The sequence below is a fragment of the Luteimonas sp. 8-5 genome (assembly GCF_029763755.1).
In the GTDB taxonomy this organism is placed as follows: Bacteria; Pseudomonadota; Gammaproteobacteria; order Xanthomonadales; family Xanthomonadaceae; genus Cognatiluteimonas.
In genome coordinates this window covers 1-22,601 of sequence record NZ_JARUVM010000009.1, presented here as the reverse complement: position 1 = coordinate 22,601, position 22,601 = coordinate 1, and the positions used below count along the sequence as shown (strand labels likewise).

The following is a 22,601-nucleotide window of genomic DNA, read 5'->3' as shown; positions in this document are numbered from 1 at the left end:
CGTGCTGCCGCAGCCCTACCTGCTGTTCCTGGGCGACATCACCGAGCCGGCGTACGCCAAGACCGCCTTCGGCCTGCGCGACTGGGCAGGCGAACGTTGCATCGGCGAATTCGCCTGCGACGGGGTGCGGGTCAGCACGGGGTTGGCGTTCCTGACGCCGGCCCAGGCCCATGCCGCGGGGGCGAAGTCGATGGTGATCGGCGTCGCCAACCCCGGCGGGCGCATTCCCGCCACCTGGTTGCCCGCGTTGCTGCAGGCGCTGGAGGCCGGACTGGATCTCGTCGGCGGCATGCATGCCCGACTGTCCGGGATCGCCGCGCTGCGCGATCGCGCGGTCGAGCTCGGCCGCCGCCTGGTCGACGTGCGCACGCCGCCGCCCGACATTCCGGTGGCGACGGGGCGGAAGCGCAGCGGCAGGCGCCTGCTGACCGTCGGTACCGATTGCGCTTTGGGCAAGAAGTACACGGCACTGACCCTGGCGCGCGAATTCCGGCGCCGCGGCATCGACGCCGACTTCCGCGCGACCGGCCAGACCGGAATCCTGATCGCGGGGCAGGGCGTGCCCATGGACGCCGTGGTCGGCGACTTCGCCGCCGGTGCCGCCGAGCACCTGTCGCCCGATGCCGATCCGCTGCACTGGGACGTGATCGAAGGGCAGGGCGCGTTGTGCCATCCGGCCTACGGCGGCGTGTCGCTTGCGTTGCTGCACGGCAGCCAGCCCGACGTCTTCGTCGTGTGCCACGAGCACGGCCGCGAAACCATGCTTGGCTATCCCGACCAGCGCCTGTGCAGCATCGAGGAAACCATCGAATTGACATTGCGCCTGGGTCGCCGCACCAACCCCGCGATCCGTTGCGCCGGCGTCAGCCTCAATACCGGCAGGCTGCAGCCGGCCGAGGCCGATGCAGTGCTTGCCGCCGAACGCGAGCGCCTTGGCTTGCCAGTCGCCGATCCGATGCGCGGCGGCCCCGAATTGTTGCGGCTGGTCGCCGCTTGCCTGGCATGACGACGGGCGGCGCGCACACGGCATCGGGCTGGTTCCAGCGCTACCTGCTGCCGGGCTTCGTGTTCCAGGCCGCGGTGATCGCCGGCGGTTATGCCACCGGCCGCGAACTGGTGGAGTTCTTCCTGCCGGCGGGGCCGTGGGGCGGCCTGCTCGGCATGGCGGTGAGCATGCTGGTGTGGAGCGCGGTGCTGATGGTGAGTTTCGAACTCGCCCGCATCCATCGCGCCTACGACTACCGCGCCTTCTTCAAGGTCCTGCTCGGCCGCGGCTGGTTCGCGTTCGAGATCGGGTACCTGCTGCTGATCCTGGTGATCATGGCGGTGATGGGCGCGGCTGCGGGCGAGATCGCGCAAAGCCTGTTCGGCATCCCGAAACTCGCCGGCTCGCTGGCGATGATCGCCGCCACGGGGGCGCTGCTGTTCTTCGGCACGGCCGGGATCGAGCGGTTCCTGGTAGCCTCGGTCGGATATCTCTACCTGGTGTACTTCGTATTCGTCGCCTGGAGCCTGTTCGCGTTCGGCGACCGCATCGAGGCCAACTTCGCATCGGTGCCTGTCGAAGGCGGCTGGTTCACCACAAGTTGGTTCACGGCCGGCGTGACCTATGCCGGCTACAACGTCGCCACCATCCCGGCGGTGCTGTTCTGCGTGCGCCACTTCGCGCGCCGCCGCGAGGCGCTGGTGGCCGGCGCGCTCGCCGGCCCACTGGGCATGCTGCCGGGCATCGTGTTCTACATCGCGATGATGGGTTACTACCACGAGATCGCGGACGTGGCGCTGCCCTCGGCCTTCCTGCTGGCGCGGCTGCATGCGCCGTGGTTCGAATGGGCGTTCCAGATCGCGGTGATGCTCACCCTGGTGGACACCGGCGTGGCGTTGCTGCACGCGGTCAACGAGCGCGTCGCGGCGGCGTGGGCCGAACGGCAGCGGCCGATGCCGCGATCGCTGCGGCCGGCGCTGGCGATCGGCGTCATGCTGCTCGCGGTCTACGCAGCGACCGCCGTGGGCCTGGTCGACCTCATCGCCCGGGGCTACGGAACGCTGACCTGGTTCTTCCTGGCCATCTACGTGCTGCCGCTGCTGACCTGGGGCCTGTGGTTGGTGCTGCGCCGGCAGTAGACTGGGGGGCATGAGCACCCAGACCGCATATCCGATCGGCACGCCGGGCGTCCCCTGGGGTGCCGGTGAACGCGCGCAATGGCGCGCACGGCAGGTGAAGCAGCGCAGCTACGCCGACGACGTGCTTGCCGTCGTCGAACGCCTGCGCGCGCGCTTCGACGTCGACGAGTACGGCGTCCTGGATTACGGCGAAGACGGCCGCTTCCCCCTCTACGCGATCCGCACCCGGGCCTGGCGCGACGACCTGCCCGTGGCGCTGGTCACCGGCGGCGTGCACGGCTACGAAACCAGTGGGGTGCACGGCGCGTTGCAGTTCGCCGAGGAACACGCGGCCGGTTATGCCGACCGGGTCAACGTCATCGTCGCGCCATGCGTGAGCCCCTGGGCCTACGAACGCATCCATCGCTGGAACCCCGATGCGCTGGATCCCAACCGTTCCTTCCGCGCGGACAGCCCCTGCGGCGAGTCTGCCGCGCTGATGCGCCTGGTGGCGCCGTTCGCCGACCGGGTGCTGGTGCACATCGACCTGCACGAAACCACCGACACCGACGAAACCGAGTTCCGCCCGGCGCTGGCCGCGCGCGACGGCAAGCCGCATGAGCCGGGCACGATCCCGGACGGGTTCTATCTCGTGGACGACGCGAACACGCCGCAGCCCGGATTCCAGGACGCGATCATCGATGCGGTGGCGAAGGTCACGCACATCGCGCCGTCGGATCCGGACGGCACGATCATCGGCTCGCCGGTGGTGGCGGCCGGGGTCATCCGTTACGCATTCAGGGAGCTGGGGTTGTGCGCCGGCATCACCGATGCGCGCTACCGCACTACCACCGAAGTCTATCCCGACAGCCCGCGCGCCACGCCTGCGCAGTGCAATGCGGCGCAGGTGGCGGCGGTGCGGGCGGCGATCGAATACGCCGCTGCCTGAATTCGTCGTGGCTTGACGCGGCTGCGCGGATCAGCGCGCCGAGGATTTGCGCTGGGCGGTGTTCTTGGAACGGAACGCGGCCGGGGCCGTGGTGCGCAGCGGCGTGTTGCCGAGGACTTCGATGCGGCCACCGCGCTTGCGGAAGGCGGCGATGTCGCTGGCGATGGTGTCGTGGCTGAGGCTGTCGGCCGAATGGCTGGCCTTGGAAGTGGTCGAGGCGGTCTTGCGGGACATGCTTCTCCTTTTGCGTTGCTCCGGTATGAGTGCCGGGGGCCCGCCCATGTTATGCGAAATAGGGCAAATTCGCAAGAAATCCCCGTAAATTCGGCGAAAAAGCTGCGTTTTAACAGGAACTTAACCGCTGCAGCCGCCACAGCAGATCGACGGCAATTGGCGCACCTGCACGGGCTCGACCGGATAGCCCGCGGCCGTGACCAGACCGGCTACCCGGGCCCGGGGCAGCAGGGTCGAAATGCGCAGTGTGGTGCCTGCCGGGTCGATATCGACCAGTGCCGCGGGATCGGCGTCGCGGATGGCGTCATCGATGGCCCCGAACGCCGCCAGCGGAGTGCAGACAGGGATGTGGTACTCCATGGGCCCAGTGTCCGCCCCGGGGCGGCGGGCCGCATTGACCCAGGTCAGTCGGCAGGGCGCGGTTGCGCCAGCGCTTCCTCGGCCGCGCTGAAGGCGGAGCGGCCGCCCAGGCGTTCACCGGGCATGCCGGTGAGGAACCAGGCCACGCCCGTGCCGCTGTCGCGATCCAGCCACAGTCCCGATTGCAGGCCGTAGGCCGAGCCCGAATGTCCCACCCGGGCGACGCCGTCGCCGAAGGGATCGTCGCGGCAGCCCTCGACCGGCGTGGCCAGCGTCTGCATCGCCATGCCGTAGCGGCAGAAGAAGCCGTTGCCCAGGTCGCCGGTGTCTTCTTCGTAGGTCAGCCCTTGGCCCGGCGCGTATTGCCACGATGGCGTGGCCAGCGCCCGGACCGATTCGGCGGAGAGCAGGCGCTCGCCCTCGAACACGCCTTGGCCCAGCAACAGGCGCCCGATGCGGGCCAGGCCGTTGGCGGAGATGCGCAGGCCGCCCTGCGGCGAGAAGAGGCCGCCGTTGCGACCGGGCTGCCACTGCGCCAGGTCGCAGCTTCCGTCTTCGGCCGCGTTCACCGGGCAGTCCGGCCGCGCGCCGTGCAGGTCGTCCTTGGCCGGCTTGCCTTCGCCGTCGTAGATCACCACGGCCCGTGCCACGGCAGCGTCGTTGCAGTTGGCCCAGTTGAAGCAGCCCTCGATCCCCAGCGGTGCCAGCACCAGACGGTCCATCAGCAGGTCGAAGCGCTCGCCGGTGACGCGCTCCATGATCTGGGCGACGAGCGGGAAGTTGAGGTTGGTGTAGCGGAAGTACCGCCCGGGAGGGTGCTCGCCCTCCCACGCGCGGGGATCGGCGAGGATGTCCCGTACTTCGCCGCCGAGCGGCGTCTGCCAGTAGCCGGCGGCGTCGGTCAGGCTGGAACGGTGCGAGAGCAACAAGCGCAGGGTGATCGGCTCATCCGGGAACGCCGGGTTGCGAAGTTCCCAGCCCAGGTAGCCGGAGACATCCGCATCCAGGTCGAGCTTGCCGGCCTCGACCAGGCGCATCACGCCAATCGCGGTCACCAGCTTGGAGATCGAGGCGATGCGCACCGGGTCGCCCGCGGTGACCTTGCGGCCGGTGGCGACATCGGCCAGGCCTTCGACATGGATGTCGGTGACGCCGTTGCGGTCGAAGGCGACGCGGACGCTGGCCACCGGTCCGGCGGCGAGGGCGCTGCCGGCGGCAAGCACGGACAGCGCGACGAGAAGGAGGGCGGGGATCCGGAGATAAATGCGCATGTGCCGATCTTGCCATGTTCACGAGCCTGGCATCCGCAATGCGCCTACGATGTGCCGCATGGACACGACCAAGACCGCCCGTTGTTTCCTCGCCGTGGCGCTGGCCGCGACCGTGGCCGCCTGCCAGCCCGATGCGCCGGCACCCGATACCGATGCGTCCGCCGGGTCTTCGGCCGCCGCCGCGCCGGAAGCCACGGTCGCGCCCGTCGTTCCGGAGGACAGCGTCCCGGAGGCCGTGGTCGTGTCCACCAACGAGCCGTTCTGGCAGGCGTGGGTGGAAGGCGGGGAGTTGGCGCTGGTGGGCGCCGGCGTGGACGAGCGTCGTTATCCGATCCAGTCGTCTGGACTGGACCAGGCGGTACGCGTGGTGAATGCCGCAAATGCGTCGGGCAAGGTGGAAATGCGCGTGGCCGACCTGGCCTGCCAGGACAGCATGTCCGGCGCGGATTTCCCGATGACCGGCACGTTGTCCATCGATGGCGGCGAAGCGATCACTGGTTGTGCGCGTCCGGCCATCCCGGCGCATTTCCATGGCCGCTGGGCACCTGATGCGGCCGGCTGCGCCGATGCCGCGGCGACCATCGAGGACATCGAGATCGATGGCCGCGGCATGCGCTTCCACGAGAGCATGGCATTTCCGGTGGAAGTCTCCATCGTCGACGGCGGCAGCGTGCGCCTGTCCAACCGTTACAGCGGCGAAGGCGAGCAATGGGAATCGCAGCAGACGCTGGCCGTCTCGGGTGACACCCTGGTGATCACCGGGCCCGACGACCAGCGCCTGGAGCGAATCCGCTGCCGCGACTAGCGGCTTGGCATCAAGCCGCTAGCGATCGCGGCTGCGGTTGCTTGCGTTGCGCTGGTCTTCGCTGCGGCCCTGGCTGCTCTTGCCCTGTTCATTGTTGCGATCGGAGGCCTGGCGTCCCTGGTTCTGGTTGCTGTCCTGGCGCTTCTGGTCCTGCATGCCAGTCTTCTTCTGGTTGTTCGGCATTTTCGTCTCTCCTGCGGCCCGGGATTGGGCGCCTTCCAAGCTAGCGACTGGCGCGTTAGCCAGCGGCGCATTTTTCGTGAGCAAGCGGCTAACGCTCCCGCGTTCAGGTGCTGTGCGTTCACGATGCCGGCGCTATGATCCGCCCATGGCAACCGGATGGGCTGGCGACACCGCAGTGCAGGACCAGATCGACGCGACCGTCGAGGACGCGATCAAGCGCGCGCGCAGCCGCTTGCCGCAGGGCCCGGGCCTGTCCCACTGCGAAGAATGCGATGCGCCGATCCCCGAGGCGCGGCGCAGGGCCATGCCCGGCGTGCGGCTGTGCGTGCCGTGCCAGGAAGCGCTGGACCGCGAGGAATCCTCGGCGGCGGGCTACAACCGTCGCGGCAGCAAGGACAGCCAGCTGCGCTGATGCTCCGGTCCGGGCGGCGACTGCGCATTCACGCGCCGGCGCCTATAACGGAGGCGCACCCGACACGGAGCCCCCGCATGCGCAGCCCATCTCCCATCCTCGGCGTGGCCGGCCTGTTGCTGGCCACGTTCGTGCTCAATGCCTGCAATCGCGCCGACGATTCGCAGCTCGACGATGCGGGCGACGACGCGGCCGCCGCGCGGGTCGATCCGGCCGCCACCAACGTGCCGGGCGAAACGCCCGTTGCCGGCAACACCGGGGCCACGGGTTCCAATCCGTTGCTGGTCGCCACCGAGGGCGGCCCGGCGCCGTATCTCGCCAACAGTGCGGGCTCGGCGTTGTATACGCTGCAGGGCGACACCGACGGCAGCAAGTGCGACCAGGAATGCACCCGCGTCTGGCCGCCGATGACCGTCGAGGCGGCCATGCCCAGCCACACGCCGGGCCTGGACGCCGGCAGCATCGGCACGATCCAGCGTGCCGACGGCAGCTTGCAGGTCACCTACGGCGGACATCCGCTGTACGTGTATGCAGCCGATGGCGGTGCCGGCCGGACCGCCGGCCACGGCGTCAGCGACAAGTGGGGGCAGTGGTCGCTGGTGAGCCCGCAGGGCGGGCTGCTGCCCTGAGGCCCGGGGCACCTGGGTTCAGGTCAGGGCACGACTGCAGTCCATTCCGCGGTCCCGAACTTCCCGGCGACGAGTTCGTGCGCGCGTTCGAGTTCGTGCACGCGCAGGGTATCGGCGGTGAGGCCGCCGTGGCGCTTGCGGAAACTTTCGACCAGGACCTCGATCACCGCCTCGCGCGCCATCCCGGTCTGGCTGCGTAGCGGATCCACGCGCTTCTGCGCGCTGGTCGTGCCCTTGTCGGAGAGTTTCTCGCGGCCGATGCGCAGCACCTCGAGCATCTTGTTCGCGTCGATGTCGTAGGCCATCGTCACGTGGTGGAGCACGGCGTTGCCGCGCCGCGCCTGCGCCGCGCCGGCGATCTTGCCGGCAGGCGACGCGATGTCGTTGAGCGGCTGGTACCAGGCCTGGATGCCGAGATCGCCGAGCGCGGCGATCACCCATGCGTCCATCAACGCGTAGGCCTGCTCGAAGTTCATGCCCTGGACCATGTCGACGGGCGCATAGATCGAATAGGTGATGGTGTTGCCCGGCTCGATGAACATCGCGCCGCCACCGCTGATGCGGCGCACCACCTCGATGCCGTGGCGTTGCGCGGCCTCGTGGTCGACTTCGTTGCGCAGCGACTGGAAACGGCCCATCACCACGGCCGGCCCGGCCCATTCCCAGACCCGCAGGGTCGGCGCGCGACGGCCCGCCGATACCTCGTCCAGCAGCGCGTCGTCCAGCGCCATGTGCAATGCGGGCGACTGCGGCGCCTCGTGCAGCAGCAGCCAGTCGTGGTCGTGCCAGGTGCTGCGGATCATGGCTGCGATTCCAGGGCGCGGCGTACCGCCGTAGCGACACCCTCGGGGGTGATGCCGAACAGTTCGACGCCGGGGCCCAGTGCCATGCGCACCGCGGCGGCGATCATCACTTCGCCGGAATCGGCGGGCAGGCCGCGCAGCGCCGCGTTGATCGCATCCAGCGCACTGTCGGGCTCGAGGAAGAAATCGCCGCTGACCTGGCCCTCGGCGATGCGCCCGCCGTCGTCCACGGACAGGTCGACCACGACCAGCTTGCCCCCCGGAACCTTGTAGTCCCCGTGCACGGCGCCATCTCCCTTGGACATGAACAGTTTACCGAACCGCGTGCCGCTTTCGGTCCTGGACCTGGCGCCGATCGTGGAAGGCGCCAGCGCAGCCCAGGCCTTCGCCAACTCGCTGTCGCTTGCGCAGCATGCCGAACGCCTGGGCTACCGCCGCTTCTGGCTGGCCGAGCACCACAACATGCCCGGCATCGCCAGCGCCGCGACCGCGGTGCTGATCGGGCACGTCGCCGGCGGCACCTCGAGCATCCGCGTCGGCGCCGGCGGCATCATGCTGCCCAACCACGCGCCGCTGCAGGTGGCCGAGCAGTTCGGCACCCTGGGTTCGCTCCATCCCGGGCGCATCGACCTCGGCCTGGGCCGCGTGCCCGGCACCGACCAGGCGGCGACGCGCGCGCTGCGCCGCTATTACCAGGGCGCGGAGGAATTTCCCGCCGACGTGGCCGAGCTGCTCGGCTATTTCGAGCCGGCCAGGCCGGGCCAGCCGGTGCGCGCGGTACCGGGCGAGGGCGTCGAGGTCGAGGTCTGGATCCTCGGTTCCAGCCTGTTCGGCGCGGGCCTCGCGGCGGCCATGGGCCTGCCTTATGCCTTCGCTTCGCATTTCGCGCCGGATGCGCTGGAGCAGGCGCTGGAGCTCTACCGCAGCCAGTTCCGGCCGTCCCCGCGCCTGGCGCAGCCGCACGTGATGCTTGCGCTGAACGTCGTCGCCGCCGACACCGACGAAGAGGCCGCGCGCCTGTTCACCACCCAGCAGCAGGCGTTCGTGAACCTGCGCCGCGGCCGCCCCGGCCTGGTGCCGCCGCCGCTGGAATCCGCCGAGGCGATGGCGAGCTGGTGCACGCCGGCCGAACGGGCCATGGTCGACCGTGCGCTTGCCTGTTCCGTGGTCGGCGCCCCGGCGACGGTGCACGAAGGCATGGCCGCGTTCGTGGCCAGGCACCGGCCCGACGAACTGATCCTGACGGCCAACGTCCACGACCATCGGGCGCGGCTGCATTCCTACGCGCTGGCCATGGCCAGCCGCCCCTGACGTAAGATCGGCGCATGTCCAAGCTGCTGCTGAACATGCGCAACGTGCCCGACGACGAGGCCGACGAGGTCCGGGCGATGCTGGACGAGGCGAAGATCGCCTGGTACGAAACCCAGCCCAGCCGCTGGGGCATTTCCTTCGGCGGCATCTGGGTCAGCGACGAGCGCGACGTTGCCCGCGCAAGGGCGTTGATGGCCGACTACCAGGCGCAGCGCCGCGCCCGCGCCCGCGCCGAGCGCGCCGCGGCCTTGCGCGACGGCACCGCGGAGACCTTCGCCGACGTGGTGAGGCGCGAGCCGCTGCGCGTGCTGCTGGCGGTGCTGGGCATCATCGGCATGCTCGCCCTGCTGGCGCTGGTGCCGTTGATGCTGCACCGCCCGTAGGGCAGGGCACGCGCATGCAGACCTTCCTCTTCATCCTCGACCTGCTCGGCACCTTCGCGTTCGCCATCAGTGGCGCGACCCTGGGCGTGCGCAAGCACTTCGACCTGTTCGGCGTGCTGGTGCTGTCGTTCGTGGCTGCGGTATCGGGCGGCGTGGCGCGCGACGTTCTGATCGGCGCGACGCCGCCGGTGGCGATCGCCAACTGGAACTATCTCGCGGTGAGCTGCGCGGCCGGCTTGCTGTGCTTCTACCGCGGCGCCGTGGTCGAACGCATGACCAATCCGGTGCAGTTGTTCGACGCGCTGGGCCTCGGCCTGTTCGCGGTCACCGGTGCGACCAAGGCGCTGGCCGCGGGCCTCGGTCCGGTCGGCGCGCTGCTGCTGGGCATGCTGACCGGCATCGGCGGCGGCATCGCCCGTGACGTGCTGGCCATGCGCATTCCGGTGGTGCTGCAGTCCGACCTCTACGCGGTGGCGGCGCTGGCCGGTGCTGCGGTGGTGGTGCTGGCCTGGCATTTCCAGTGGCCTGGCGAACCCTTCCTGCTCGGCGGCGCGGCGCTGGTGTTCTTCCTGCGCTTCATGGCGATCCGCCACGGCTGGCGCCTGCCGGTGGCCGCGCCCGGCGACCATTGACCGGCCGGTGGACATGAGCCTGCCCGGCCTGCCGCTGGCCTTGCCACCGGGACAGCTCGAGGCGTTGCGCGCCGCCTACGCGCAACCGCCGCGTGCGTACCACGACTTCGGACACGTGGGCGAGGTGATGCGCCACTACGCGATCGTCGCTGCCGGTCCCGGCTGGCGGCAGCCGGCGGAGGTGGCGCTGGCAGTGCTGTACCACGACGCGGTCTACATCGCCGGCAAGGGCGACAACGAAGCGCGCTCGGCACAGCTGGCGGTGCGGGAGATCGCGCGCTGGCTGCCCGGTGCCGGCATCGATGCGCAGCGCGTGGCCTGGCTGATCGAGCTCACCGCCCGGCATGGGCGGCACGCGCCGGCCGATTTCGACGCCGATCCGGCGCCCGACGACGTGCGCAATTTCCTGGATTGCGACATGGCGATCCTGGGTGCGGCGCCGGACGTGTTCGATGCCTACGACCAAGCCATCGCGCAGGAGTACGCAGGCGTGCTTCCTGCGTGGCTGTTCCGCATCAACCGTCGCCGCTTCCTGCGCGGTTTGCTGGCGCGAGAGCGGATTTACCTGGGCGACTTCTTCCACCTGCGGCTGGAAGAAAAAGCCCGGCGCAATCTGCGCCGGGCCCTGGGAAAACAGTAAGTCGAAGTACTGACCCGAAACGTCGCCTCGTCAGCCGATGGCCTGCAGGCCGAGGATCGCGGCCAGCACGGCGGTGAAGATGATCGCGGTGTCGCTGCGATCGTCATAGCGGCCATAGCGCTGGCGGCCGTAGTAGCCGTCCTGGTAGCCGCGGTCGAAGCCCTGGCGGAAGTAGTGCTGGTAGTCGGCGCGGCGCACGTAGGCGTTGTTGTAGCCGTAGCTGGCGTCGATCCACATCCGCGAGTCGCGGTAGCCGCGATCCCAGCGGCGGTGGCGGTCGGCGCGACCTGCGCGCAGGCCTTCCTGGTAACCGCGGCGCACGGCGTCGCGCAGCATGTCCGCACCGTAACGGCTGGTGCTGTGCCACTGGCCACCGTAGCTGTAGCGGTAGGCCGGCACGTGCACGACGCGCGTGTGGTGCACGACGCGGGGCTGGACTACGCGCGTGTGGTGCACGACGCGGGGCTGGGCGAGCCGCTGCTGGTAGTAGCGGTGCTGGGCGCGTTCGCGCTGGCGCTCGGCCTGGCGCTGGCGCTGCTGCGCCTGGCGATGGTCGCGGCGGTCCTGGCGCTTTTCCTGGCGGCGTTCCTTGTGGTCGGCGCGGCGTTCCTGGCGATGGTCCTTGCGGTGCTCCCTGCGATCGTCGCGATGCTCCTGGCGAGGGTTGTCGCGGGGCTGCGGTGCGGCGGCCGCGCCGAAGCTGGCGACCAGCAAGGCCACCAGTGCCGCCGTGGCAAGGGATCGGGTGCGGGATTGGACTTTCATGGCGTGGCCCTCGTTCGTCGGCAAGCACGTCCGCTTGCCCGGGGTCCACTTAACGTGAAGAGCGCTTAACGACATCTGACACTTGCGTATCCGGGCGCTGCGCCGTAAGACAACGTTCATCTTCCCTGCCAGGAATTTCCATGGAACCGTCGCGCAATCCGTTGCTGCCCGTCCTGCTGGCGGCCGCATGCTGGCCCGGGGCCGCCGCCCTCGCGTCGGACGAGCAGCCGGCGCTTTCGAAGACCACCGTCGAGACCGGCCTGGCGCGCGCACCGGAGCAGGAAGCGGTCGTGTTCGAGCATGCCGACCTGGCATTCCGCGTCGATCCGGCGCGGCAGCGCATCGACGGCGACGCGACCCTGACCTTCCGCGCGACCCGGCCGCTGCAGCGCCTGGTGGTGGACCTGGACCGCAACTACACGATCGCCTCGGTGGAGGTAGACGGCCAGGCATTGCCGGCCAGCGCCTGGAGCAATCCGGAAGGCAGGATGACGGTCGCGCTGCCGTCCGCGCTCGCCGCCGGCGACGCTGCAAGATTGCGCGTCGTCTATGGCGGGAAGCCGCACGTGGCCACGCGCGCGCCATGGGACGGCGGCTTCGTGTGGGCCACTGCGCCCACCGGCGAGCCCTGGGTGGCCAGCGCCATGCAGGGCGAGGGCTGCGACCTGTTGTGGCCATGCATCGACCATCCCATGGGCGAGCCGCTGCTCGTCGACCAGGCGATCACGGTGCCGGCGCCGCTGGTGGCCGCCAGCAACGGCGTCGCGCAGGGCATGGAGGAACGCGACGGCTGGCGCACGTACCGGTGGCGCGCACGCAGCCCCGACACGTATGCGATCGCGATCAACGTCGGCCCGTACGAGCTGCTGTCGGCCGACTACGAAAGCCGTTACGGCAACACCATTCCGCTGCGCTTCTGGTACCTGAAGGGCAACGAGGAGAAGGCGCGGGGGCTGTTCGCCGAGTTCCCGAAGCTGCTGGACTTCTTCGAGGGCACGATCGGCCCGTATCCGTTCGCCGACGAGAAGATGGGTGTGGTCGAGACCCCGCACCTGGGCATGGAGCACCAGACCATCAACGCCTATGGCAACGGCTACAAGCCCACCGAGTTCGGCTACGACTGGCTGCTCAACCACGAGTTCGCGCACGAGTGGTTCGGTAACCAGCTCACCAACGACGACTGGGACCACATGTGGCTGCACGAGGGCTTCGGCAGCTACATGCAGCCGCTGTACCTGCAGTGGCTGCACGGCGACCGCGAATACGAGGCCTGGCTGCTCGACCAGCGCCGCACCCTGGCCAACGACGAGCCATTGGTATCCGGCCACAGCATGACCGGGGAGGCCGTGTACAGCGACGAGACCGGGCCGGGCCTGGACATCTACTACAAGGGCTCGCTGCTGCTGCACTCGCTGCGCGCGCTGATCGGCGACGACGCGTTCTTCGACGCGACCCGCCAGCTCGTGTACGGGCGCACCGATCCGGAGCCGGGCAACTTCGAGCCGCGCTACGGCACCACCGCCGATTTCATCGAGGCGGTGAAAGCGGCCACCGGCAAGGACTACCGCTGGTTCTTCGACGTCTACGTGTTTTCCGCCGAACTGCCCGAGCTCGTCGCCACCCGCGATGCCACCGGCCTGTCGCTGCAGTGGAAGGCGCCGGGCGGCAAGCCGTTCCCGATGCCGGTACAGGTGCGCGTGGACGGCCACGACATCGACGTGCCGATGACCGGTGGCCGCGGCCGCGTCGAAATGAAGCCGCACGCGCTGTACACCATCGACCCGCATTCGCGCGTGCTGCGCGCCGAACCGCGCTTCGAGACCTGGCAAGAATGGAAGGCGGCACAAGGGACGTGACCGATCCGCGCAACCCGCAGGCGCAGCAGATGGGCGACGAGTCCATGGCGCGCAACCTGGCCCACCAGGCGCAGGCGATCTGGCCGCAGGAACAGCGGCTGTTCGATCGCTATGGCCTGGAGGGGCCGGTGCGGATCCTGGACCTGGGTTGCGGCACTGGCGAGATCACCCGCCGGCTGGCGGACCGCTATCCGCAGGCGACGCTGCTGGGGATCGACATCCTCGAGTCCAACCTGGCGCGTGCCCGCGACATGGACGATGGCGCGGGCCGGGTTTTCTACGCGCAGGGCGATGCCTTCGCACTGCAGTGCGGCGACGCCAGTTTCGACCTGGTCGCATGCCGGCACATGTCGCAGGCGGTTCCGGACTTTCCGCAGGTGCTGGCCGAAATCACCCGCGTGCTGAAGCCGGGCGGCTGGCTGCACCTGCTGTCGGAGGACTACGGGATGCTGCATTTTCCCGCCACCGATCCTGCCTTCGATCCGGACCGCTTCTGGAACGCCAACGCGGTGGCGTTCATGCACGGCATCGGCTGCGACGGTCGCATCGGCCGGCACACCCCGGCGCTGCTCGAACGCGCCGGATATTCGGACATCGCGTTGGACTACGTCGTGGTCGACACGTTGCGGGTGCCCCGCGATACCTTCGCCGGCATCATCGCCGCCTGGCGCGACGGCTACGCCGAACCGCTGGCCGCCGCCAGTGGCCGTACCCCGGACGAGGTCCGCGCCGACTTCGAGCGCATGATCGACGCGATCCGCACGCCGCCGGATTACGCCGTCTGGCAGGTCCCCGTCATCAGCGGTCACCGTCCATAGGAGCACCCGCGGGAGCGGCAGAAGCCGCGATCGCCCCCAGCGCAGCCAATCGTCCGCTCGCGAAGCACGCCGTGAGCAGGTAGCCGCCGGTCGGCGCTTCCCAGTCCAGCATTTCCCCGGCGCACCATACGCCGGGCAATGCCTTGCACATGAGCGAGTCGTCCAGGGCCTCCAGGCGCACGCCGCCGGCGCTGCTGATCGCCTCGGCCAGCGGGCGTGGCCGCTTGAGCTCCAGTGGAAGACGCTTGATGGTCGCGGCAAGCACGCCGGGATCGGCCAGTCGTGCCTTGTCCAGCACTTCGTGCAGCAACGCTACCTTGACCGCATCCAGCCCGGCCAGCCGTCGCAGGCGCTCGCCGAGGCTGCGGCCGCCGGCGGGGCGGGCGAGGGCGGCCTGCAACTGGTCCAGGCTGCGCTCGGGCGCCAGGTCCAGCTCGAGCAAGGCGCTGCCGTTGCGGGCGATGGCTTCGCGCAGGTCCGCCGACAGCGCATACACCAGGCTGCCCTCGACGCCCGTCTCGCTGACCACGCATTCGCCCTGGCGCGCACGTTCGTTGCCGCCGGCGTCGCGCCAGTGCGCAACCACGTGCCTGAGAGGCGTGCCGGCGTGGCGCCGGGCCATGAACGGGCTCCAGTCCATGTCGAAACCGCAGTTGGATGGCTGCAACGGCGCGACATCGACGCCGCGTTCGCGCATCAGCCCCTGCCAGGCGCCGTCGGAACCCAGTTGCGGCCAGCTCCCGCCGCCCAGCGCCAGGATCACGGCGCCGGCTTCGAAACGACGCTCGCCGTCGGGCGTATCGAAGCGCAGCGCGCCGGCTTCGTCCCGGCCCGACCAGCGATGGTGCACGTGGAAACGCACGCCGGCGTCGCGCAGCCGCCGGACCCAGCCGCGCAGCAACGGCGCGGCCTTGCGGTCCATCGGGAACACGCGCCCGGAACTGCCGACGTAGGTGTCGACGCCCTGCGCGCGTGCCCATTCGCGCAGCGCCTCGCCGTCGAAGCCGTCCAGCCAGCGCCCGACCTCGGCGCTGCGTTCGCGATAGCGCGCATCGAAGCCGGGCCGTGGCTCGGAGTGGGTGAGGTTGAGGCCGCCCTTGCCGGCGATCAGGAACTTGCGCCCGACCGAGCCCGTGGCCTCGAACAGATGGACTTCGCGCCCGGCGTCGCGCGCGGTTTCGGCCGCCATCAATCCGGCGGGTCCACCACCGATGATGGCGATCGTGGCGTTCGGCATGGTACGGATGATGCCTGTTTCGGTATGGTTCCTGCATTCCATCGGGGAGGACGGCAATGCGGTTCGAACGGACGACGGCCCTGGCGGCCGCACTTGTGCTCGCGCTCGGCGCGGGCCTGGCCAACGGCGCCGCGGCGCAGGCCATCCCGCAGCCCGAACCGGTGCGGCCCTACGTCGCGCCAGCCCTGGAAGAGTTCGACGCCTACGTCGAGAACGTGCGCTCGACCTTCGACGTACCGGGCATCGCCGTGGCCATCATCAAGGACGGCCAGGTCGTGCTCGAGCGCGGCTATGGCCTGCGCGACATCGACGCCGGCGCGCCGGTCGACGCCCACACGCTGTTCTCGATCGCCTCCAACACCAAGGCCTTCACCGCCGCATCGCTGGAAATGCTGGCCGAGGAAGGCAAGCTGGAGATGACCGACCGGGTCATCGACCACCTGCCGTGGTTCCGCATGTCCGACCCCTACGTCACCCACGAGATGCGCATCCGCGACCTGCTCGCGCATCGCAGCGGCCTGAGCCTGGGCGCCGGCGACCTGCTGTACTGGCCGACTACCACCTACAGCAACCGCGAAGTGGCCGAGCGGCTCAAGGACGTGCCGATCACCGGCGGTTTCCGCGAGCAGTACGCCTACGACAACATCCTGTTCGGCGTCGCCCAGCTGGTGATCGAGGAAGCCTCGGGCATGCCTTACGACCGCTTCCTGCAGCAGCGCATCTTCGATCCGCTGGGCATGGACGGTACCCGCTACAACAGCGACCACCTGCAGGGCCTGGACAACGTGGCCACCGGCTACACCAAGGCCGACTTCAAGGACATGGTCGCCGCGCCGCGCATGACCTGGTCCAACGTCGGCGGCGCCGGCGGCATCTATTCCAGCGTGCACGACATGGCCAAGTGGGTGCAGCTGCAGCTGGCGGGCGGTGGCGACCTGTTCCCCGAAAAGCGCCAGCGCAGCATGTGGACCATGCTCACGCCGATCCCGGTGGGCAAGGCGTCGGTGCCGGAGCTCGAACCGGCGCAGCCGATCTTCCGCGGCTACGGCGAAGGCTGGAACCTGGGCGACTACCGCGGCCGCAAGCTGGTGTGGCACACCGGTGGATGGCCGGGCATGGTCTCGCGGGTGACGATGCTGCCCGACCAGGGCATCGGCGTGGTCGTGCTCACCAACGCCGAGTCCGGCGCGGCGTTCAACGCCGTGACCATGCGTGCGCTCGACGCGATGCTCGGCCTGCCCGACTACGACTGGACCGATGCCTACGCCAAGGCGCGGGCGAAGCAGGAAGCCAAGGCCGACGAAAGCTGGAAGAAGCACCAGGCGGCGCGCAACGCGAAGAGCAAGCCGTCCCTGCCGCTGTCGGCATACGCGCAGACCTATCGCGATCCCTGGTACGGCGACGTGATCGTCAGCGAGCAGGGCGGCAAGCTGCGGATCCGGTTCGCCAACACGGCCGACTTGCTCGGCACGCTCAGCCACTGGCAGCACGACACGTTCCTGGTGCGCTGGGACCAGCGCTGGCTCAACGCCGACGCGTTCCTGACCTTCGCCCTCGACCCCGACGGCAAGATCCGCGAAGCCCGCATCGTCCCCGCCTCCGAACTGACCGACTTCTCCTTCGACTTCCAGGACCTCCGCCTCGCTCCCGTCGAACCCGACGACAAGGGCTAGAAGCAAACGCGGGACGCGGATCAACGCGGATAGAGAAGCTGATCAACGCGGATCAAGCAAAAGATCGAATGGGTTCATGGAACGGGCGCCAAGAGTGGCGCCCGTTTTCTTTGGCCCACTATTGCCTTATCCGCGTTGATCGCTTCTTCATATCCGCGTTGATCCGCGTCCTGCGCCTGTCTCTTGTTTTGTTGCTCAGAGGGCGAGAGCGGCGGCGTGGGCGGAGGCCCAGGCCCATTGGAAGTTGTAGCCGCCGAGCCAGCCGGTGACGTCGACGACTTCGCCGATGAAGTACAGGCCCGGGACGTGCCGGGATTGCATCGTCGTCGACGACAGGCCGTTGGTGTCGACGCCGCCGAGGGTGACTTCGGCGGTGCGATAGCCCTCGGTGCCGCTGGCGACCAGCGGCCAGGATTGCAGTACCCCCGCGACTTCGCGCAGTTGCGGCAGGTTGTACTGCTTCAGCGGCCGGCTGGGCAGCCAGTGCTCGCAGAGGCGCTGGGCGAAGCGCTTGGGCAGCAGCTCGCCGAGCACCGTCCTGAGCTCGGCGGCGGGGCGCTCGCGTTGCAGCGCCTGCAGCGTTTCCAGTGCATCCCTGCCGGGCAGCAGGTCCAGCCGCAGTTCGTCGCCAGGCTGCCAGTACGAAGACACCTGAAGGATCGCAGGGCCGCTGACGCCGCGGTGGGTGACCAACATGTGGTTGCTGAACTCCACGTCGTTGCAACGCGCGGTCACCGGCAGGGCAACGCCGCTCAGGTCGGCCAGGCGCTCCTGGTGCTTGCCGCTGAGGGTGAGGGGCACAAGGCCGGCGCGGGTCGGCAGCACCTCGTGGCCGAAGCGGCGCGCGAGTTCGTAGCCGAAACCGCTGGCGCCCATGCTCGGGATCGACAGCCCGCCGCAAGCCACGACCAGCGCCGGCGCCGCGAACTCGCCACGGGCGGTGCGCACGCGGAAGGCGCCGCTGTCGCCATGGACGATGGCTTCGACCGGGCAGGAGGTCTCGATGCGCACGCCGGCGGCTGCGCATTCGTCCAGCAGCATCCTGACGATCAGCTTGGAGGACTCGTCGCAGAACAGCTGCCCGAGCTCCTTCTCGTGGTAGGCGATGCGGTGGCGTTCGACCAGTTCGATGAAATGCGCCGGCGTATAGCGGGCCAGCGCCGACTTGCAGAAATGCGGGTTGGCCGACAGGTAGTTGGCGGGGGTGGTACCGGTATTGGTGAAGTTGCAGCGGCCGCCGCCCGACATCAGGATCTTCTTGCCGACCTTGTTCGCGTGCTCGACCACCAGCACCCGCAGTCCTCGCTGGCCTGCGGTGAGCGCGTACATCAACCCGGCCGCGCCGCCGCCGACGACGATGGCGTCGTGGGTCGTCGTCACGTCCGCCGGGACTGCCGCACGGCGATGCTCCCGCCTTCGCCGTAGATCTCGGCTTGGCCGTCCTGGACCATGCATTGCAGGCGCATGCCGCGGTCGGCGATCGCGGCCAGCTCGGCCACCGTCTCCGCGTCGACGTCGATCACGGTCAGGTTGCGGCAGCGCTCAAGGCGCGGACGCACCCTGTCCCACCACAGGTCCGCTGCGCGGCCGTGGTAGTTGAGCACCACGACCTGTCCGGCGCGGCCGCAGGCCTTGCGGATACGCGACTCGTCCGGCTGGCCGACGTCGATCCACAGTTCGATCTCGCCGCCCAGCGACTTCCGCCACAGGTCGGGTTCGTCGTCGCCGGCGGCGCCGCGCGCGAATTCCAGGCGTTCGTCGGCGTGCAGGGCGAACGCCAGCAGCCGCACCATCAGGCGCTCGTCGGTTTCGGATGGGTGCCGGGCCAGGGTCAGTGCATGGGTCGCGTAATAGTTGCGATCCATGTCGCTGACCTGCAGTTCGGCGCGGAATACCGTCGCGTTGGCGGCCATCTCAGTTGCGTGGCGGCTTCTTGCGGAAACCGGGTTGGGCGCCCGGTTTGCGCGGTGCGAACGGCCGGCGTTCCAGCGACGGGCTGGTGTCGGCTTCGCTGGCCCGCGCCATGCGCAGCGGGCGGCCCGCGACACGCACCTTCTTCAGGTGCTCCAGCAGTTCCGGCGGCATGCCTTCGGGCAGGTCCACCAGGCTGTAGTCGCCGCGGATGTCGATGCGGCCGATGTAGCGGGCCTCCAGTTCGGCCTCGTTGGCGATCGCGCCCACGATGTTGCCCGGCTGCACGCCGTGCTGGTGGCCGACCTCGATGCGGAAGGTTTCCCTGGCGAATTCGGCCTCGCCGCGGGGAGCGTGCTCGCGCGATGGACGTGGCGCGCGTTCGGTGCGCGGCGGCCGCTCGCGCTCCATCCGCGGCGGCGGGGGCGGTGGGGGCTGCAGCAGCAACGGCGTCTTGCCCTGGACCAGTTGCGCCAGGGCCGCGGCGATCTCCGCCATGGGCACGTTGTGTTCCCGTTCGTAGCGTTCCACCAGCTCGCGGAAGATCGGCGCCTTGTCGCTGGCCAGCGCCTCGCCGATGCGGTCGAGGAACTTGGCAACGCGGCGCTCGTTGACCACCTCCACGCTGGGCAGCTGCATCGGCTCGATCTTCTGCCGGGTGGCGCGCTCGATCGCGCCGAGCATGCCGCGTTCGCGCGGCGCCACGAACAGGATCGCCTCGCCGCTGCGGCCGGCGCGTCCCGTGCGGCCGATGCGGTGCACGTAGCTTTCGGTGTCGTAGGGAATGTCGTAGTTCAGCACGTGGCTGATGCGTTCCACGTCCAGGCCGCGCGCGGCGACGTCGGTGGCCACCAGGATGTCGATGCGGCCGTCCTTGAGCGACTGCACCATCTTCTCGCGCTGCTTCTGCTCGACGTCGCCGTGGATCGCCGCGGCGGCCAGTCCGCGCGCGGCAAGCTTTTCGGCCAGTTCCTGGGTGCCGAGCTTGGTCCGCGCGAAGATCAGCATGCCGTCGTAGGGTTCGGCCTCGAGGATGCGGGTGAGCGCATCGAGCTTGTTGATCCCGCTGACCATCCAGTAGCGCTGGCGGATGTTGGCGGCAGTGGTGGTCTGCGCCTTGATCGCGACTTCCACCGGATCGCGCAGGTAGGTCTGGGCGATACGCTTGATCTGCACCGGCATGGTCGCCGAGAACAGCGCGACCTGGCGCTGCTCGGGCACCTTCTTGAGGACGGTCTCGACGTCGTCGATGAAGCCCATGCGCAGCATCTCGTCGGCCTCGTCCAGGACCAGGCAGCGCAGCTGCGACAGGTCCAGCGAGCCGCGGTCGAGGTGGTCGATGACCCGGCCCGGGGTGCCGACGACGACGTGCACGCCGCGCTTGAGCGCTTCGAGCTGCGGGTAGTAGCTCTGCCCGCCGTAGATCGGCAGCACGCGGAAGCCGGGCATGTGCGAGGCGTACTTCTGGAACGCCTCGGCGACCTGGATCGCCAGTTCGCGCGTGGGCGCAAGCACCAGCACCTGCGGCGCGTGCTGGGCCGGATCCAGGCGGGCCATGGCCGGCAATGCGAACGCGGCGGTCTTGCCGGTGCCGGTCTGGGCCTGGCCGAGCACGTCGCGACCGGCCAGCAGCGGCGGGATGGTCGCGGCCTGGATCGGCGAAGGGGATTCGTAGCCGACGTCCGCCAGCGCACGCAGCAACGGCGCGGGCAGGCCGAGGTCGGTGAAGGTGGTCGTCGGGGTGGGGGTTTGCTCAGTCATGGCGGTCTCGCGTTGCCGGAAGAACCCCGACGCAGCCGCACAGTTTACGCCGGACGGCTCACTCGCCGTCGGACGGGGCGGTTTCGCTGTCTTCGGAGGTCGGGTTGGCGGCGTCCTTGGCGGCCTGTTTCTTTGCGGCCTTGGCGTCCTGCTTCTTCTTCTTGGCGATCTCGCGCTGGCGCTTTTCGAACGAGTAATTGGGCTTTGCCATCGGCAACTCTCCTGTGGGGGCAGGGCCCAGTCTAGGCGATGGCGCCTGAAGGCGCCGTTTTCGTGGCCTTTACAGCTTCCGGACCCTGAAATTGCGGCCCTTGATGCGCCCGGCCTGGAGCCGGGCCAGGGCCTTGTCGAGCTGGCCGCGGGCGATGGCGACGTAGCTGCGGGTGGCGAAGACGTCGATCTTGCCGATGGCGTCCGCCTTGAGGCCGGCCTCCCCGGTGAGGGCACCGACGATGTCGCCGGGACGCAGCTTGTCGCTGCGGCCGGCATCGATGCGCAGGGTGCCCATCGGTGCGGCCGGGGCGCGGGTGTTGCGCAGGTTGGCCAGCGGGGCCCGTGCCCAGCGCAGCGGGGTCCCGCGCCGTTCCAGCTCGATCGCGCGGGGCATTTCGCGCGGCGCCACCAGGCTCAGCGCCAGGCCGGCCTTGCCCGCGCGGCCGGTGCGGCCGATCCGGTGCAGGTAGACGTCCGGGTCGGTCGGCAGTTCGTAGTTGAACACCGCGCCCAGGTCGTGGATGTCCAGGCCGCGCGCGGCCACGTCGCTGGCGACCAGCACGTTGCAGCTGCGGTTGCCGAAACGCACCAGCACTTCGTCCCGGTCGCGCTGCTCCATGTCGCCGTGCAGTGCCGCGGCCGAGAAGCCCAGGTGCGAAAGCGAGGCCGCCACGTCGTCGGCATCGCGCCGCATGTTGCAGAACACCACCGCCGATTCCGGATTGTGCTCGATCAGCAGGCCGGCGAGCGCGGCCGGCTTCTGCGCCGGTTCGACCTCGAAGAACAGCTGTTCGATCGCCGGTGGCGCTTCGTCGCCGCCGACCGAGACCTCGAGCGGATCGTGCATGGACTTGCGCCCGAGTTCGCGGATCGCATCCGGCCAGGTGGCCGAGAACAGCAGCGTCTGCCGCTGCTTCGGCGTGGCCTTGGCGATCTCCCGGATCGGCTCTTCGAAACCCATGTCGAGCATGCGATCGGCTTCGTCGAGGACAAGCACGCGCACACCGCGCAGGTCCAGGGCACGCTTGCGCAGCAGTTCCTGCACCCGGCCGGGCGTGCCGACCACCACGTGCGGCGCATGCTGTTCCAACGACGCCAGCTGCGGGCCCAGCGCGACGCCACCGGTGAGCACCAGCAGCTTGAGGTTGGGAATGCCGGTGGCCAGGCGGCGCACGTGCTTGCCGACCTGGTCGGCCAGTTCGCGGGTGGGGCAAAGCACCAGCGCCTGGACGCGGATGTCGGCCGGGTCGAGGTGGTGGAGCAGGGCGAGCCCGAACGCGGCGGTCTTGCCGCTGCCGGTCGGTGCCTGCGCGATCACGTCGCGCCCGGCCAGCAGCGCCGGCAGGCTCTGCGCCTGGATCGGGGTCAAGGTGGTGTGGCCGAAGGCGTCCAGGCCCTGGAAGAGCGCCGGCGCCAGCGGCAGGTCGGTGAATTCAACGGGCGAGGCGGCGGGCCTGCTGGCAACGGGCAATGGTTCGTCCATGTGCCAATGATCGCAGCTATCACTGCCCGGACGCGCAAAATGACGGCATGGATGCCGTGCTGCGCTTCGACAACGCCTTCGTCCGCGACCTGCCCGGCGACCCGGAGGCCGGCCCGCGCCTGCGCCAGGTCGATGGCGCGGCGTGGTCGCCGGTCATGCCCACGCCCGT

26 protein-coding genes are annotated in these 22,601 nt (G+C 69.5%); 13 read left to right on the top strand and 13 right to left on the bottom strand.

The window, feature by feature from the left end; genetic code table 11:
• Position 1 precedes the first annotated feature (1 nt).
• Genes QAA18_RS01940 through QAA18_RS01930 form a run of 3 tightly spaced genes read left to right on the top strand, consistent with a single transcriptional unit; the run spans position 2 to position 3,052 of the window.
• Complete coding sequence (locus QAA18_RS01940; RefSeq protein ID WP_279410611.1) at positions 2-1,006, top strand: DUF1611 domain-containing protein; 1,005 nt, start codon at positions 2-4, stop codon at positions 1,004-1,006.
• Positions 1,003-2,124, top strand: coding sequence for a hypothetical protein (locus QAA18_RS01935; RefSeq protein WP_279410610.1), 1,122 nt, complete (start codon positions 1,003-1,005; stop codon positions 2,122-2,124). The genes QAA18_RS01940 and QAA18_RS01935 overlap by 4 nt, the downstream gene beginning before the upstream one ends.
• A gap of 10 nt (positions 2,125-2,134) precedes the next feature.
• Complete coding sequence (locus QAA18_RS01930) at positions 2,135-3,052, top strand: M14 family metallocarboxypeptidase (RefSeq protein WP_279410608.1); 918 nt, start codon at positions 2,135-2,137, stop codon at positions 3,050-3,052.
• 30 nt (positions 3,053-3,082) lie between these two features.
• Here QAA18_RS01930 and QAA18_RS01925 read toward each other — a convergent pair whose 3' ends face one another.
• The 3 genes from QAA18_RS01925 to QAA18_RS01915 form a co-directional block, all read right to left on the bottom strand.
• Positions 3,083-3,286 (bottom strand): hypothetical protein, encoded by a 204-nt coding sequence (locus QAA18_RS01925; RefSeq protein WP_279410607.1) that lies wholly within the window; start codon positions 3,284-3,286, stop codon positions 3,083-3,085.
• Between the two features lie 120 nt (positions 3,287-3,406).
• The gene (locus tag QAA18_RS01920) at positions 3,407-3,646 is read right to left on the bottom strand and encodes a hypothetical protein (protein ID WP_279410606.1); all 240 of its coding nucleotides are present in this window, start codon (positions 3,644-3,646) and stop codon (positions 3,407-3,409) included.
• A 44-nt stretch (positions 3,647-3,690) separates the two neighbouring features.
• Positions 3,691-4,917, bottom strand: a complete 1,227-nt coding sequence (locus QAA18_RS01915) for a serine hydrolase (RefSeq protein ID WP_279410604.1) — start codon at positions 4,915-4,917, stop codon at positions 3,691-3,693.
• Positions 4,918-4,975: 58 nt separating this feature from the next.
• Here QAA18_RS01915 and QAA18_RS01910 point away from each other — a divergent pair, with 58 nt between their 5' ends.
• Entirely contained in the window at positions 4,976-5,722 is a 747-nt protein-coding gene (locus tag QAA18_RS01910) for a hypothetical protein (protein ID WP_279410602.1), read from the top strand.
• A gap of 18 nt (positions 5,723-5,740) precedes the next feature.
• Here the strand turns inward: QAA18_RS01910 and QAA18_RS01905 are convergent, their stop codons facing one another.
• Complete coding sequence (locus tag QAA18_RS01905) at positions 5,741-5,905, bottom strand: hypothetical protein (RefSeq protein WP_279410600.1); 165 nt, start codon at positions 5,903-5,905, stop codon at positions 5,741-5,743.
• A 145-nt stretch (positions 5,906-6,050) separates the two neighbouring features.
• On the opposite strand from QAA18_RS01905, the gene QAA18_RS01900 reads away from it, so the two are divergent.
• Both QAA18_RS01900 and QAA18_RS01895 read left to right on the top strand, forming a co-directional pair.
• Positions 6,051-6,317 carry a DksA/TraR family C4-type zinc finger protein gene (locus QAA18_RS01900; protein WP_279410598.1) on the top strand — a complete coding sequence of 89 codons (267 nt, stop codon included), beginning with the start codon at positions 6,051-6,053 and terminating at the stop codon, positions 6,315-6,317.
• Between the two features lie 77 nt (positions 6,318-6,394).
• On the top strand, positions 6,395-6,946 hold the full coding sequence (locus QAA18_RS01895; RefSeq protein ID WP_279410597.1) for a hypothetical protein: 552 nt from the start codon (positions 6,395-6,397) through the stop codon (positions 6,944-6,946).
• A gap of 23 nt (positions 6,947-6,969) precedes the next feature.
• Here QAA18_RS01895 and QAA18_RS01890 read toward each other — a convergent pair whose 3' ends face one another.
• Both QAA18_RS01890 and QAA18_RS01885 read right to left on the bottom strand, forming a co-directional pair.
• On the bottom strand, positions 6,970-7,749 hold the full coding sequence (locus QAA18_RS01890) for a biotin/lipoate A/B protein ligase family protein (protein ID WP_279410595.1): 780 nt from the start codon (positions 7,747-7,749) through the stop codon (positions 6,970-6,972).
• On the bottom strand, positions 7,746-8,054 hold the full coding sequence (locus QAA18_RS01885; RefSeq protein ID WP_279410593.1) for a biotin--protein ligase: 309 nt from the start codon (positions 8,052-8,054) through the stop codon (positions 7,746-7,748). The genes QAA18_RS01890 and QAA18_RS01885 overlap by 4 nt, the downstream gene beginning before the upstream one ends.
• Here QAA18_RS01885 and QAA18_RS01880 point away from each other — a divergent pair.
• From QAA18_RS01880 to QAA18_RS01865, 4 genes are read left to right on the top strand one after another with little or no spacing between them, the layout of a single operon-like run.
• On the top strand, positions 8,053-9,060 hold the full coding sequence (locus QAA18_RS01880; RefSeq protein WP_279410592.1) for an LLM class flavin-dependent oxidoreductase: 1,008 nt from the start codon (positions 8,053-8,055) through the stop codon (positions 9,058-9,060). The two genes, QAA18_RS01885 and QAA18_RS01880, sit on opposite strands and share 2 nt — an antisense overlap.
• A gap of 14 nt (positions 9,061-9,074) precedes the next feature.
• A complete protein-coding gene (locus tag QAA18_RS01875; RefSeq protein WP_279410590.1) occupies positions 9,075-9,443 on the top strand; it encodes a DUF6164 family protein in 369 nt (122 codons plus the stop codon).
• A 14-nt stretch (positions 9,444-9,457) separates the two neighbouring features.
• Positions 9,458-10,075 carry a trimeric intracellular cation channel family protein gene (locus QAA18_RS01870; RefSeq protein WP_279410589.1) on the top strand — a complete coding sequence of 206 codons (618 nt, stop codon included), beginning with the start codon at positions 9,458-9,460 and terminating at the stop codon, positions 10,073-10,075.
• Between the two features lie 13 nt (positions 10,076-10,088).
• On the top strand, positions 10,089-10,715 hold the full coding sequence (locus QAA18_RS01865; protein ID WP_279410587.1) for a hypothetical protein: 627 nt from the start codon (positions 10,089-10,091) through the stop codon (positions 10,713-10,715).
• Positions 10,716-10,745: 30 nt separating this feature from the next.
• Here QAA18_RS01865 and QAA18_RS01860 read toward each other — a convergent pair whose 3' ends face one another.
• Positions 10,746-11,480 carry a hypothetical protein gene (locus QAA18_RS01860; protein ID WP_279410586.1) on the bottom strand — a complete coding sequence of 245 codons (735 nt, stop codon included), beginning with the start codon at positions 11,478-11,480 and terminating at the stop codon, positions 10,746-10,748.
• A gap of 140 nt (positions 11,481-11,620) precedes the next feature.
• Here QAA18_RS01860 and QAA18_RS01855 point away from each other — a divergent pair, with 140 nt between their 5' ends.
• Positions 11,621-13,336, top strand: coding sequence for a M1 family metallopeptidase (locus tag QAA18_RS01855; RefSeq protein WP_279410584.1), 1,716 nt, complete (start codon positions 11,621-11,623; stop codon positions 13,334-13,336).
• Complete coding sequence (locus tag QAA18_RS01850) at positions 13,333-14,154, top strand: methyltransferase domain-containing protein (RefSeq protein WP_279410583.1); 822 nt, start codon at positions 13,333-13,335, stop codon at positions 14,152-14,154. The genes QAA18_RS01855 and QAA18_RS01850 overlap by 4 nt, the downstream gene beginning before the upstream one ends.
• On the opposite strand, the gene QAA18_RS01845 is transcribed toward QAA18_RS01850, so the two are convergent.
• The gene (locus tag QAA18_RS01845) at positions 14,135-15,391 is read right to left on the bottom strand and encodes a TIGR03862 family flavoprotein (protein WP_279410582.1); all 1,257 of its coding nucleotides are present in this window, start codon (positions 15,389-15,391) and stop codon (positions 14,135-14,137) included. The two genes, QAA18_RS01850 and QAA18_RS01845, sit on opposite strands and share 20 nt — an antisense overlap.
• Positions 15,392-15,447: 56 nt before the next feature.
• Between QAA18_RS01845 and QAA18_RS01840 the strand changes: the two genes are divergently transcribed.
• Entirely contained in the window at positions 15,448-17,064 is a 1,617-nt protein-coding gene (locus tag QAA18_RS01840) for a serine hydrolase (protein WP_279410581.1), read from the top strand.
• A gap of 195 nt (positions 17,065-17,259) precedes the next feature.
• On the opposite strand, the gene QAA18_RS01835 is transcribed toward QAA18_RS01840, so the two are convergent.
• The 5 genes from QAA18_RS01835 to dbpA all read right to left on the bottom strand — a co-directional run bounded on the left by QAA18_RS01835 (position 17,260) and on the right by dbpA (position 22,432).
• Positions 17,260-18,444 (bottom strand): NAD(P)/FAD-dependent oxidoreductase, encoded by a 1,185-nt coding sequence (locus QAA18_RS01835; RefSeq protein ID WP_279410580.1) that lies wholly within the window; start codon positions 18,442-18,444, stop codon positions 17,260-17,262.
• Positions 18,441-18,977, bottom strand: coding sequence for a YaeQ family protein (locus tag QAA18_RS01830; protein ID WP_279410578.1), 537 nt, complete (start codon positions 18,975-18,977; stop codon positions 18,441-18,443). The genes QAA18_RS01835 and QAA18_RS01830 overlap by 4 nt, the downstream gene beginning before the upstream one ends.
• A gap of 1 nt (position 18,978) precedes the next feature.
• Complete coding sequence (locus QAA18_RS01825; RefSeq protein ID WP_279410577.1) at positions 18,979-20,736, bottom strand: DEAD/DEAH box helicase; 1,758 nt, start codon at positions 20,734-20,736, stop codon at positions 18,979-18,981.
• 58 nt (positions 20,737-20,794) lie between these two features.
• The gene (locus tag QAA18_RS01820; protein WP_279410575.1) at positions 20,795-20,947 is read right to left on the bottom strand and encodes a hypothetical protein; all 153 of its coding nucleotides are present in this window, start codon (positions 20,945-20,947) and stop codon (positions 20,795-20,797) included.
• Positions 20,948-21,016: 69 nt separating this feature from the next.
• Positions 21,017-22,432, bottom strand: a complete 1,416-nt coding sequence (dbpA, locus tag QAA18_RS01815) for an ATP-dependent RNA helicase DbpA (RefSeq protein WP_279410573.1) — start codon at positions 22,430-22,432, stop codon at positions 21,017-21,019.
• Positions 22,433-22,601: the final 169 nt, after the last annotated feature.